General features: G+C 68.7%; 15 protein-coding genes. 11 read left to right on the top strand and 4 right to left on the bottom strand.

Going from position 1 to position 12,027, the window contains the following annotated elements:
* Positions 1 to 127 precede the first annotated feature (127 nt).
* Genes mftE through mftG form a run of 3 tightly spaced genes read left to right on the top strand, consistent with a single transcriptional unit; the run spans position 128 to position 3,535 of the window.
* Positions 128 to 841, top strand: a complete 714-nt coding sequence (mftE, locus tag AAFO60_RS06100) for a mycofactocin biosynthesis peptidyl-dipeptidase MftE (RefSeq protein ID WP_347955277.1) — start codon at positions 128 to 130, stop codon at positions 839 to 841.
* Complete coding sequence (mftF, locus tag AAFO60_RS06095) at positions 838 to 2,238, top strand: mycofactocin biosynthesis glycosyltransferase MftF (protein ID WP_347955276.1); 1,401 nt, start codon at positions 838 to 840, stop codon at positions 2,236 to 2,238. Before mftE ends, mftF begins: the two co-directional genes overlap by 4 nt.
* Before the next feature lie 4 nt (positions 2,239 to 2,242).
* Positions 2,243 to 3,535 carry a mycofactocin system GMC family oxidoreductase MftG gene (gene mftG, locus AAFO60_RS06090; protein WP_347955275.1) on the top strand — a complete coding sequence of 431 codons (1,293 nt, stop codon included), beginning with the start codon at positions 2,243 to 2,245 and terminating at the stop codon, positions 3,533 to 3,535.
* 91 nt (positions 3,536 to 3,626) lie between these two features.
* Here the strand turns inward: mftG and AAFO60_RS06085 are convergent, their stop codons facing one another.
* The 4 genes from AAFO60_RS06085 to AAFO60_RS06070 form a co-directional block, all read right to left on the bottom strand.
* Complete coding sequence (locus AAFO60_RS06085) at positions 3,627 to 4,304, bottom strand: vitamin K epoxide reductase family protein (RefSeq protein WP_347955274.1); 678 nt, start codon at positions 4,302 to 4,304, stop codon at positions 3,627 to 3,629.
* 44 nt (positions 4,305 to 4,348) lie between these two features.
* The gene (locus AAFO60_RS06080; RefSeq protein WP_347955273.1) at positions 4,349 to 5,086 is read right to left on the bottom strand and encodes a DsbA family protein; all 738 of its coding nucleotides are present in this window, start codon (positions 5,084 to 5,086) and stop codon (positions 4,349 to 4,351) included.
* A gap of 122 nt (positions 5,087 to 5,208) precedes the next feature.
* Positions 5,209 to 5,703, bottom strand: a complete 495-nt coding sequence (locus tag AAFO60_RS06075) for a hotdog fold domain-containing protein (protein WP_347955272.1) — start codon at positions 5,701 to 5,703, stop codon at positions 5,209 to 5,211.
* Complete coding sequence (locus tag AAFO60_RS06070) at positions 5,700 to 7,139, bottom strand: wax ester/triacylglycerol synthase domain-containing protein (protein ID WP_347955271.1); 1,440 nt, start codon at positions 7,137 to 7,139, stop codon at positions 5,700 to 5,702. The genes AAFO60_RS06075 and AAFO60_RS06070 overlap by 4 nt, the downstream gene beginning before the upstream one ends.
* 531 nt (positions 7,140 to 7,670) lie before the next feature.
* On the opposite strand from AAFO60_RS06070, the gene rpsJ reads away from it, so the two are divergent.
* From rpsJ to rpsC, 8 genes are read left to right on the top strand one after another with little or no spacing between them, the layout of a single operon-like run.
* Entirely contained in the window at positions 7,671 to 7,976 is a 306-nt protein-coding gene (gene rpsJ, locus AAFO60_RS06065) for a 30S ribosomal protein S10 (protein ID WP_003938093.1), read from the top strand.
* 16 nt (positions 7,977 to 7,992) lie between these two features.
* Complete coding sequence (gene rplC, locus AAFO60_RS06060; protein WP_347955270.1) at positions 7,993 to 8,664, top strand: 50S ribosomal protein L3; 672 nt, start codon at positions 7,993 to 7,995, stop codon at positions 8,662 to 8,664.
* On the top strand, positions 8,661 to 9,320 hold the full coding sequence (gene rplD / locus AAFO60_RS06055) for a 50S ribosomal protein L4 (RefSeq protein ID WP_347955269.1): 660 nt from the start codon (positions 8,661 to 8,663) through the stop codon (positions 9,318 to 9,320). The genes rplC and rplD overlap by 4 nt, the downstream gene beginning before the upstream one ends.
* Position 9,321: 1 nt before the next feature.
* Entirely contained in the window at positions 9,322 to 9,627 is a 306-nt protein-coding gene (rplW, locus tag AAFO60_RS06050) for a 50S ribosomal protein L23 (protein ID WP_347955268.1), read from the top strand.
* A gap of 32 nt (positions 9,628 to 9,659) precedes the next feature.
* Positions 9,660 to 10,496 (top strand): 50S ribosomal protein L2, encoded by an 837-nt coding sequence (gene rplB, locus AAFO60_RS06045; protein WP_347955267.1) that lies wholly within the window; start codon positions 9,660 to 9,662, stop codon positions 10,494 to 10,496.
* A gap of 17 nt (positions 10,497 to 10,513) precedes the next feature.
* Entirely contained in the window at positions 10,514 to 10,795 is a 282-nt protein-coding gene (gene rpsS / locus AAFO60_RS06040) for a 30S ribosomal protein S19 (RefSeq protein ID WP_347955266.1), read from the top strand.
* A gap of 2 nt (positions 10,796 to 10,797) precedes the next feature.
* Positions 10,798 to 11,220, top strand: a complete 423-nt coding sequence (gene rplV / locus AAFO60_RS06035; RefSeq protein WP_347955265.1) for a 50S ribosomal protein L22 — start codon at positions 10,798 to 10,800, stop codon at positions 11,218 to 11,220.
* A 2-nt stretch (positions 11,221 to 11,222) separates the two neighbouring features.
* Positions 11,223 to 12,026, top strand: a complete 804-nt coding sequence (gene rpsC / locus AAFO60_RS06030; RefSeq protein ID WP_347955264.1) for a 30S ribosomal protein S3 — start codon at positions 11,223 to 11,225, stop codon at positions 12,024 to 12,026.
* The last annotated feature ends 1 nt before the right edge of the window (position 12,027 follow it).

Raw genomic sequence — 12,027 nt, 5'->3', positions numbered from 1 at the left:
AGGTCACTGTACACACGTACCGTCGGCGGACCCGGGTGGACGCGGGACGGCCTGTGGCAGCGGTCGATTCGGACCATCTGGCACGTAGCGTTCCCTATTCGACGCCCGTATCGGTAACGTTGTCGCAATGACACCGGCGACCGACTTGGCGACTCGGACGTGGCACGACCTCCGCGGTGCCGAACCGATCCTCGTGGTGCCCGTCGGCGCCGTCGAACAGCACGGACCTCATCTCCCACTGGACACCGATGCCCAGATCGCCGTCGCGGTCGCGCGTGAAGCCGTTGCCGCGCTGGGCGACTCGGACGAGGCGATGGTGGCGCCCGCGATCTCGTACGGTGCCTCCGGCGAGCACGAGGGCTTTCCCGGGACGGTGTCGATCGGCCGCGAGGCGCTGGAACTGCTCGTCCTCGAGTTCGGCCGCAGCGCCATGCGCTGGGCGCGCCGGCTGGTCTTCGTCAACGCTCACGGCGGGAACGCGCTCGCGCTCGCGGCCGCGGTGGCTCGCCTGCGCTACGAGGGACGCGACGTCGCCTGGTTCCCGTGCGCCTTCCCCGACGCGGACGCGCACGCCGGACACACCGAGACCAGCGTGATGCTCGCCGTCGCGCCGACGCACGTGCGGACCGCGGCGATGGCGCCGGGCAACACCGCCCCGATCGCCGAACTGCTGGACACCCTGCGCGAGGGCGGCGTCGCGGCCGTCTCCGACAGCGGGGTCCTCGGCGACCCGACCGGGGCCGACGCGAGCCGCGGTGCCGAGCTGACGGCCGCCCTGGCGAACACGCTCGCCGGCTCGTTGACCGCCTGGTCGGTGGACCAGACCGGGAGGCTTCGGTGACACCTCCACCGGTCACCGATCTGCCGATCGGTTTCCAGGTTCAGATCGACCGGCGCACGATCCGTCGCGGCGACCTGCGCAACCTCGTCGGCGGATCGCCGCTGCGGGTGCTGAAGCTGTCGGACGCCGCCCTCGGCATGACCTCGGCCGACGGCCGGGTCGAAGTGCACGACGCCGGGACGCGCGCCTTCGCGCGCAAGCTGCTCGATGCGGGCATCGCCCATCCGCGCCCGATGTCGGGGCCGTGCGAGACCGACGTGACCGTCGTGGTCCCCGCGCACGAGAACCAGGCGGGCGTCGACCGGTTGCTCGCCGCGCTGCCGGGACTGCGCGTCATCGTCGTCGACGACGCCTCCGCCACCCCGCTGACCGTGCCCGACGACGATCACGTCAGCCTCATCCGACTCGAGGAGAACTCGGGGCCGGCGGCGGCGCGGAACGCCGGCTTCGACGCCGCGGGCACCGCCTTCGTCGCCTTCCTCGACTCCGACACCGTCCCGCGCGACGACTGGCTGATGATGCTGCTGAGCCACTTCTCCGACCCGACCGTGGGGATCGTCGCCCCGCGGATCGTCGGCCTCGACGCGGCCGGGGGACCGGTCGCGGCGTACGCCAACCGCTACTCCTCGCTCGACATGGGCCCCGACGAGGGGCCGGTGCGGCCGGGCACGCCGATCGCCTACGTACCCAGCGCGGCGATGGTGGTGCGGGCCGCCGCCTTCGGCCGGTTCGACGAATCGCTGCGGGTGGCCGAGGACGTCGACCTGTGCTGGCGGACCCACGCGGACGGGTGGACGGTGCGCTACGACCCGATCGCACACGTGGCCCACGATCACCGACAGTCCTTGCGCGCACTGCTCGATCGCCGCCGCTTCTACGGCACCGGCGCCGCCGAACTCGCCGGCCGGCACGCCGGACTGGCCGCACCCGTCCAGTCCAGCGCCGTCCTGGCGGTCGCGGTCCTGGCCCTGCTCTCGCGTACCCGGGCGGGGCTGGCCGTCGCGACGATCCTGTCCGGCTGGATCTTCAGCCGCATCCGGCGACCGCTGGCCGGCGTGCCGGCGCGCGACGCGATCGCCGCGCGCAATGTGGGTCGCGCACTCGGCTACGGGGTGCTGCAGGTGTGGTCGGCGGCGCTGCGGCACTACTGGCCGCTGTCGGTGATCGCGCTGCTGGTGTCGCCCCGGTACCGCCGCTGGTTCGCCGAAGCCGCCGCCGCGGAGGCCGCCGTGATGTGGCTGCGGTCGCGGATCGCCGAACCGACGTCGCCGATGGTCGGACCGATCGAGTACTCGGTCCTGCATCGCCTGGACGACTTCGCCTACGGACTCGGGCTGTGGCAGGGGGTGCTGGCCCGCCGGGACTGGTCGGCGCTGCGCCCGGTCATCACCCGCTGATCCCGTGTCCGGTACCGCCGCCTTCGCCGTGGCCGACGTCGTGGTTGTCGGCGCGGGGAGCGCGGGCTGCGTGGTCGCCGAGCGTCTCTCGCGCGAGCCGAGCCGACGGGTGGCGCTGCTGGAGGCCGGTCCGGGGTCGCTGCCCGACGCTGCGGTGACCGCGCTGACCCGACTTCCGATCGAACCCGGCGCCCCGCGCGTCCGCCGACATCCGGAGGTCCGCGGACGCGATGTGGTCCGCGGCGCAGGCCTGGGCGGATCCTCGGCCGTCAACGGCGGATACTTCCTGCGCGGGCATCGCGACGACTACCGCGAGTGGCCGTGGCCCGCAGCCGAACTCGAGGCGGCCTTCGACGTCCTGGACGGCGGCGCCGCGGGCGGCGGGCTGATGTCGGTGAGCGCCTTCGACGACGCCGACCTCGGCACGGTCGCCGTCGCCTTCGAGGAGTACTGGCGTCCGCGCGCGCCGGTCGGGTCCGGGCCGTGGCCGACGGTCGGCCTGAACCGGGTGCGCAGCAATCGGCGCGACGGTCGCCGGTTCACCGCGGCCGAGGCATTCCTGTCGTCGCCGCGCCCCAATCTGCGGGTGATCGGCGGATGCCCGGCCGCCGAGGTGACGGTGCGCGCAGGTCGCGTCCGGGGCGTCGTGACCGACCGCGGGCGAATCGACGCCGAGACGGTGGTGCTGACGGCCGGGACGCTGGGGACCGCCGCGCTCGCGGCACCGGTGCTGGGGGGCGTGCTCCCGGTTCACGAGCACGCCGAACGGCTCGTGCGCTTCCGTCCGCGCGGGTCGGTAGCGGCCCCGGCGCTGCTGCAGACCGTGCTGCACACCGACGACCGACTCGAGATCCGCTGCTACGGAGACGACTTCGCCGCCTTCATCGCCTCGGTGCCGACGTCGGGGGTCGCACTCGGCGTCGCCGACATGGGTGCGGGCACCGCAGGGAGCCTGCGGTGGGACGGTCGCCTGCGGATCGATCTCGGCGAACCGGACGCGGCGTCGTCGTCGCGCCTCGCCGGTGGGGTGGACGAGGTGCGGCGACTGCTGGAGAGCAGCGACTTCGCCCACCTCGTCGTGCCGGGCTCGGTGCGGGTGGACGAGATGACGGGAGCGTCGTCGCACGCGTGGGGCTCGCTGCCCGCCGGTCGGGCGGTCGGGGCCGACGGCGCAGTTCCCGGGATCACCGGACTGCACGTGGCCGACGCCTCCGTCCTGCCCGGTCCGCTGCGTTCGGGGCCGCACGCGAGCGTGATGGCCGTGGCCACGGTCATCGCCGAGCGACTGGCGGACTGACCGCGGGCGGCGAAGAAAAAGATCTCGGTGCCTCCGCGGTTCACCACGAACCACGAATGCACCGAGATCTCACGGCTCGGGGAGACGCCCGTCAGAACAGGGTGCTCCAGTAGTCCCAGAACTGAACGGTGCCCATCGCGATGACGACCACGTAGTAGAGCGGCAGCGCGATCCACAGCGTCTCGCGCATCGACCGCCCGCGGTCGGAGTCGGGGAGCGCGCGAGACAGGCTGAGCACCAAGACGATCGGCGTCACCGTCCACACGACCATGCAGTAGGGGCACAGCGCGTGGATCCGGTAGATGCTCTGGAAGATCAGGTAGCCGACCAGGACCATTCCGGCGGCGGTGACCGCCGCCTGCGCCGCCCAGTACCAGCGCGGCAGCTTGACCCGGCCGATCGACAGCACCGCCGTCACCAGCACGACCGCGAACGCGGGCAGTCCCAGGAGCGGATTGGGGAAGCCGAAGAATCGGCCCTGCTCGGTCACCATCACCGAACCGCAGGAGATGATCGGGTTGATGCTGCACGCGGGGACGAAGCTCGGATCGATCAGGAGCTGGATCCGATCGAGGGTGAGCGCGACCGCGGCCGCCATCCCGAGAACACCGCAGATCAGCAGCACCCACGCGGCCGTGACCGGCACCGGCCGCGGCCGCGTCCAGAAGCCACCGGAGTCCGCGGCCGCGTCCGGGCGATCGCGCTCGTGACCGGACGCTGCCGGCTCTGGAACCTCGTCTGCGATGACTGCAGTGTTCTCGTCGGTCACGATGCCTCCGTGATGTGGCTGTGGCGGTTACTGGGCCGTGGCGTCTACTTGGCTGCCGCGTTGACCAGGTCGGTCAGCTCGGTCGGGGACTGCGGGTTGATGGTCTTGCCGTTGAGCTGAACCCACGGGGTGCCCTTGAATCCGGGATCCTTCATCACTTCGCTGGTCTGGTCGGCGACCCACTTGCCGAACTGCTTGTCGGCGATGCACTGCTTGACGCCCTGGACACCCGCCTGGCCGGCCATGGAGTTCAGCTCCGAGTCGGTGAAGCCGGGGCCGCCCTCGGCGCGCTGCTCGGCGAACATCAGGTTGTGGAACTTCAGCCAGTCGGCCTTGTCGCCGTTCTTGTCGAGTGCTTCGGCGACACACAGCGAGGCGTTCATCGCGTTGGCGGAGTACTCGGTCTGGCCGCGGTCGAGGAAGGCGATGGGCCGGTAGTCGACGGCGACGTCGGGGCGCTTGCCCAGTTCGGCGAGGGTCTGACCAAACTGCTGCTCGAACGCACCGCAGGCGGGGCACTGGAAGTCTTCGACGACGGTGAGCACGGCCTTGGGCTGGGTGCCCGCGGCGGCGCCGGTCAGGCGGACCGCGCCGTTCTCGGTCACCCCGGTGGGGGTGGCCGAACCACCGGTCGCGGAGTCCTCCTTGTTGGAGTTGATCGCCCAGAAGGTGACGCCGACTGCGATGATGACCAGGACGACGGCCGCGAGGATCTTGTAGATCAGGGAACGACGACGTTCGGCCTGCCGCGGGTCGATGACGGTCCGGTTCTTCTGGGCCACGATGGGTTTCCTCCGCTATAGCTCAAGACAATCCGGGCACCGGCTGCCCGGAGTAACTGGGTGCAACACTACTGGCCGCTGCCTAAGAATCTCATTACAGATCCCTTGGGGGCGGGCGTCGATCACCGCGGCGTCACCCAGGTCGTGATGTCGCAGTGCACCACCTCGGCGCCGGTCTTGTCGCGGATGGCGATCGACACGACCACGTCGCCGCCCTGGGCGACCCGGCCGAAGTCGATCGGCTCGGCGAGTTCGGCATGGGCGGTCAACCGGGTGGTCGCCGGCGCGAGGTAGCGGGTGCTCATCGATTTCGGGATCCACCGGTGCGAGGCGGGGACGGTGGCCTCCATCAGCATTCCCATCGCGGTTTCGGCGAGATTGCACGCGGCGATCGCATGAAAGGTCCCGAGATGGTTGTGAACCCCGAACCAGTTGGGCGCGCTCACGCGGCAGTACCCGGGCTTCATCTCCTCGACCAAGGGCGCGATGGTGCCGAAGTAGGGGACCCGGGCCACCATGCCGAGCGAGAACAGCACGTCGCCGATCCGTCCGGCGGGCAGCCGCTTGCGCAGCGAGAGCGTGGCAGTCGCTTCCGTGTTACCAGGAGTATCACTCATTTTGCCATCGTAGACGGCCTGCCTGCGCTGTCACAGGGCCGCTGCTTCTGGGCGGGCAGGCGATATCCGGTGCCTACCCTGCGCTGCCGGCATGCTCGACGGCGTCGACGAGCCGGGCGAACTCTTCGCGGAGTCGCCGCACGTAGTCCGCGATGTCCGGCATCGCCGCGCTGTCCGCCGTCACGGCGATCGCCAGGAGGTCTCCGCACGAGGTGATCTCGTGTTGCAGCGAGAGGTCTCCCATGAACGGGAGCCAGGTGATCTGATGCAGGATGCGTGCCCCCCAGGAACTCGGCGTGCTCGTCGAGTCCACTCGGCACGTTGGCGATGTTCGTCGCCGGGCGCGTGCCCGGGGGCGCCGGTCGCGGTCGTCGAAACGCCAGGCGTGCGATCCAGCAGGGGAGGCTCTGATGTCTGTCGATCAGCTGATGGATCGCCTCCTGTGACAGGCGGCGCTTCTCCGCCTGGGAGGCGGCTCGCACCCGATCGAGCCGAGTCAACGGGTCGGCCTCGTCGGTGTGCATGTTCACGACGCCGACCGCCAGCGAGTTGGCGCTGCCCGAACGCCGCGTCGCGCTGATCGGCATCAACGTGTGCAGGGAGTCCGCGGGCTTCTCGCCGATGGCCGTGAGGAACTCTCTCATCGCGCCGCCGATGACGGTCAAAGCGACATCGTTGACCGTCGACGACGCGGCCGCTGCGCGAATGATCCGAACAGTGGAGAGGGGGAACTCGACGAAGCCGATGCGGGGATGCCCGGACACGCCCTGGGTGAACCGAAGATCCGGGAACACGCGGGGCGCCTCGCCCGGATCGAGGGCGGCCGCCGGTTGGCGTAGGGCGCGCAGGTACCGGGCCGTGTCGCCGGGGATGGCTGACAGGGCGCGCACGGTGGATGCCAACGGAACGGTGGTGGGTGCCGACGACGGGAGAGGGTCGGCGCGCAGCATGCGGCGCATGGTCTCCGCCTTGGCGAGTCCGTCGCTCGCGGCATGGTGGACGCGGTACACGAGGATCGAGCATCGGCCGGGAAAGCCGTCACCGAGGTCGCGCACGCCTTGAATGAGGGTCACGTCCCACGGAGGCCTGTCGAGATCGACACTGGTCGCCAGTAGTCGCACGATTATCTCGGAGGCCTCCCCCCAGTTGGTGACGTCATGGACTCGTACGTGGTTCTCGACGACCAGATCGGGCGCGGGCACCCATGCCGGGGGGGCGAGATCGCCGGGATAACGGTGAAGTCTGCGGCGGTGATACCACGCGCAGTCGAGGCGATCGCGCATCCAGTCGCTCAACCCGGATTCGCTGACGTCCTGGCGCGATCCGTCGAAGAACGCCGCATACTGCGTGGTCTTGCTGTCGCGGTAGCGGTCGGAGAACACCAGACCGGCGTCACCGACCGACATCGGTACGGCTTGCGCGCGTGGAGTATTCACGGGATGGGCCTCCTGGCTGGTCGGCGATGCTGAGACGTGGCGGGCGGAATGCGAACCGCTTCGACATCTGACTGCACGATATCGGCCGCTCGGAGCCGATGCGGCAGTTGCCGGAAAGGCCACCGTGCGGCGGCCGACGGCCGGGACGTCTCGGGCAGGGCAGGCGATTTGAATGCCGGCGTTCGCTCGTGCATACTGTTCAGGTTGCCTCGCGTAGAGGCGAAGAACTTCCAGGACCGTTAAGTGCGGAACTGGGCGTGTAACGCGGACCCGCTCTGCGGGAACTTCGGAAGAACTCTCGTCCGAAGGACCGGCCCGACACGCCCGACCGCGGGTGCCGGAGGCGACGTCGGTGAAAGCCGACAGCCGGACGAGAGTTCGGCACCGTACAACGACAGTAGAACAGCGTCGATCCGCCATATGTCAAGGCGTGGTCTGTGGCCTCAGTTGCCGCCTGCGAGTCATTGCCGCAGGTGTGGAGTCACGCGGTGTTGTGCTGTCGAGAGATGAACAGACGGAAGAGGACACAGCGTGGCGGGACAGAAGATCCGCATCAGGCTCAAGGCCTACGACCACGAGGCGATCGACGCTTCTGCGCGCAAGATCGTGGAGACCGTGACCCGCACGGGTGCACGTGTGGTCGGCCCGGTGCCGTTGCCCACCGAAAAGAATGTGTACTGCGTCATCCGTTCGCCGCATAAGTACAAGGACAGCCGCGAACACTTCGAGATGCGCACTCACAAGCGACTCATCGACATCCTCGACCCGACGCCGAAGACGGTCGACGCGCTCATGCGCATCGACCTCCCGGCCAGTGTCGACGTCAACATTCAGTGACGGGGGATTGGACTAAATGAGCAATCAGAAAGCACTCAATCAGAAGGCCACCAAGGGCATCCTGGGCACCAAGCTCGGCATGACCCAGGTCTTCGACGAGAACAACCGGGTCGTCCCGGTGACCGTCATCGCGACCGGCTCGAACGTCGTCACGCAGCTGCGCACCGCAGACCGTGACGGCTACACGGCCGTGCAGCTCGCCTACGGCGCCATCGACCCCCGCAAGGTGAACAAGCCGGTCGCCGGCCAGTTCGCCAAGGCCGGCGTCACCCCGCGTCGCCACCTCACCGAGATCCGCGTCAACGACGTCTCGGACTTCCAGGTGGGCCAGGAGCTGGGTGCGGACATCTTCGCCGACGGCGTCAAGGTGGACGTGACCGGCATCTCCAAGGGCAAGGGCTTCGCCGGCGTCATGAAGCGTCACGGCTTCGCCGGCCTGGGCGCCAGCCACGGTGCACACCGCGTGCACCGTTCGCCGGGCTCCATCGGCGGCTGCGCCACCCCGGGTCGCGTCTTCAAGGGCACCCGCATGGCCGGCCGCATGGGCTCGGACAAGGTGACCACGCAGAACCTGACCATCCACAAGGTGGACGCCGAAGCCGGTCTGCTGTTGATCAAGGGCGCGATCCCCGGCCGCAAGGGCGGCATCGTGGTGGTCCGCGACGCAGTGAAGGGTGGCAACAAGTGAGCACCGAAACCGCAACCAAGCTGACGCTCGACGTTCGCAACGCCGACGGCAGCACCAACGGCACCGTCGACCTGCCGGCCGACCTCTTCGATGCGACCGCGAACATCGCGCTCATGCATCAGGTCGTCGTCGCTCAGCAGGCCGCAGGCCGTCAGGGCACGCACTCGACCAAGACCCGTGGCGAGGTCCGCGGCGGTGGCGTCAAGCCGTACCGCCAGAAGGGCACCGGCCGCGCACGTCAGGGTTCGATCCGTGCACCGCAGTTCGTCGGTGGCGGCACCGTTCATGGTCCGCAGCCGCGCGACTACACCCAGAAGGTGAACAAGAAGGTCAAGGCCGCTGCGCTGCGCGGAGCCCTGTCGGATCGTGCTCGCAACGAGCGCATCCACGTGGTCACCGAGCTCGTCGCCGGTCAGACGCCGTCGACCAAGTCGGCTCGCCAGTTCCTGGAGCTGCTGAGCGACCGTCGTAAGTTCCTGGTGGTCCTGTCCCGCGAGGACATCACCGCGTGGAAGAGCGTCGCGAACCTGGGCAACGTCCTGCCGATCGCGCCGGACCAGCTCAACACCTACGACGTCCTCGACTCGGATGAGGTCGTGTTCAGCGTTGAGACCCTGAACGCCTTCATCGAGCAGAACACCAAGAAGGAGGCCTGAGATGGCTACGCAGGCAGACCCGCGTGACATCATCCTGGCGCCGGTGATCTCGGAGAAGGCTTACGGGCTGATCGAAGACGGTGTGTACACCTTCCTGGTGCACCCGGACTCGAACAAGACGCAGATCAAGATCGCCATCGAGGCGATCTTCGATGTGAAGGTCACCAGCGTCAACACCGCCAACCGCCAGGGCAAGCGCAAGCGCACCCGCTCGGGCTTCGGCAAGCGCAAGAACACCAAGCGCGCCATCGTGACGCTGTCCGCTGACAGCAAGCCCATCGAGATCTTCGGGGGCGCGGTCTCCTGACCGCCCGCGAAGAAGAGTAGGGACTAAGACTCATGGCAATTCGTAAGTACAAGCCGACGACCCCGGGTCGTCGCGGTTCGAGCGGCGCCGACTTCTCCGAGGTCACCCGTTCGCACCCCGAGAAGTCGCTGGTGCGCCCGCTGCACAGCACCGGTGGCCGCAACGCGCACGGCCGCATCACCACCCGTCACAAGGGTGGCGGCCACAAGCGTGCCTACCGTCTGATCGACTTCCGTCGTAACGACAAGGACGGCATCAACGCCAAGGTCGCGCACATCGAGTACGACCCCAACCGCACCGCGCGCATCGCGCTGCTGCACTACGTCGACGGCGAGAAGCGCTACATCCTGGCGCCGAAGAACCTGAAGCAGGGCGACGTCGTCGAATCGGGACCGAACGCCGACATCAAGCCGGGCAACAACCTGCCGCTGCGCAACATCCCGACCGGTACCCAGGTCCACAACGTGGAGCTTCGTCCGGGCGGCGGCGCCAAGATGGCCCGTTCGGCCGGTGCGTCGATCCAGCTGCTGGGCAAGGAGGGTCCGTACGCGACCCTGCGCATGCCGTCCGGTGAGATCCGTCGCGTCGACGTGCGCTGCCGCGCCACCGTCGGCGAGGTCGGCAACGCCGAGCAGAGCAACATCAACTGGGGCAAGGCCGGCCGCATGCGCTGGAAGGGCAAGCGTCCCTCCGTCCGCGGTGTCGTCATGAACCCGGTCGACCACCCGCACGGCGGTGGTGAGGGCAAGACCTCGGGTGGTCGCCACCCGGTGAGCCCGTGGGGCAAGCCCGAGGGCCGCACCCGCAAGACCAAGGCCAGCGACAAGATGATCGTTCGTCGCCGTCGTACCGGCAAGAACAAGCGATAACTAGGAGGAGGTAAAAAATGCCACGCAGCCTGAAGAAGGGCCCGTTCGTCGACGACCACCTCCTGAAGAAGGTGGATGCACAGAACGAGAAGGGCACCAAGCAGGTCATCAAGACCTGGTCGCGCCGCTCGACCATCATCCCCGACTTCATCGGTCACACCTTTGCGGTCCACGACGGTCGCAAGCACGTGCCCGTGTTCGTGTCGGACAACATGGTCGGTCACAAGCTGGGCGAGTTCGCCCCCACCCGCACCTTCAAGGGTCACATCAAGGATGACCGGAAAGCGAAGCGCCGGTAACCATGACTACTGAGACTGATACGACTGCTAACCACGCAGTGCGCAGTGCCCGGGCGACCGCGAAGTTCGTTCGCGTGACCCCGATGAAGGCACGTCGCGTCATCGACCTGGTCCGCGGCAAGAACGTCGACGAGGCTCTGGACATCCTGCGGTTCGCCCCGCAGGCCGCCAGCGAGCCCGTCTACAAGGTGCTCGCCAGCGCCGTCGCGAACGCCGAGAACAACGTCGGCCTGGACCGCCGGACCCTCGTGGTCTCGGAGGCCTTCGCCGACGAGGGCCCCACCCTGAAGCGGTTCCAGCCGCGCGCTCAGGGCCGTGCCTTCCGCATCCGCAAGCGCACCAGCCACATCACCGTGGTCGTCACCGCTGCTTCGGAGAACGGCGGACGTGCTCGTTCGCGCCAGCAGAAGAAGAAGGGAGCCTAACAGTGGGCCAGAAGATCAACCCGCACGGTTTCCGGCTGGGCATCACCACTGACTGGAATTCGCGTTGGTACGCCGACAAGCAGTACGCGGATTACGTCAAGGAAGATGTCGCGATCCGCAAGCTGCTGAGCACCGGCCTCGAGCGCGCCGGCATCTCCAAGGTGGAGATCGAGCGCACCCGTGACCGCGTCCGCGTCGACATCCACACCGCTCGTCCGGGCATCGTCATCGGCCGCCGCGGCGCCGAGGCCGATCGCATCCGCGGCGACCTGGAGAAGCTGACCGCCAAGCAGGTCCAGCTCAACATCCTCGAGGTCAAGAACCCCGAGGCCGACGCACAGCTCGTCGCGCAGGGCGTGGCCGAGCAGCTGAGCAACCGCGTCGCATTCCGTCGCGCCATGCGCAAGGCCATCCAGTCGGCCATGCGTCAGCCGGGCGTCAAGGGCATCCGTGTCCAGTGCTCGGGTCGTCTCGGCGGCGCCGAGATGAGCCGCAAGGAGTTCTACCGCGAGGGTCGCGTCCCGCTGCACACGCTGCGCGCCGACATCGACTACGGGCTCTACGAGGCACGCACCACCTTCGGCCGCATCGGCGTGAAGGTCTGGATCTACAAGGGTGACATCGTCGGCGGCCGTCGTGAGCTGGCCGCTGCCGCACCCGCCGAGGACCGCCGCGGGGCGCGTCGTCCGAGCCGCCCGCGTCGTGATTCGCGCGGTGGCCAGGGCGGCCGCAACGAGGCGCAGCAGGCTCCGGCCGCCGACGCCAACGCGTCCGCAGCAGCGCCTGCAGAGAATCAGGAGGGCTGAG

This window comes from Gordonia aichiensis, from assembly GCF_039946255.1.
GTDB lineage: Bacteria > Actinomycetota > Actinomycetes > Mycobacteriales > Mycobacteriaceae > Gordonia > Gordonia aichiensis_A.
The sequence above is the reverse complement of the archived record's forward strand: the minus strand, read 5'-3'. Positions and strand labels throughout refer to the sequence as shown.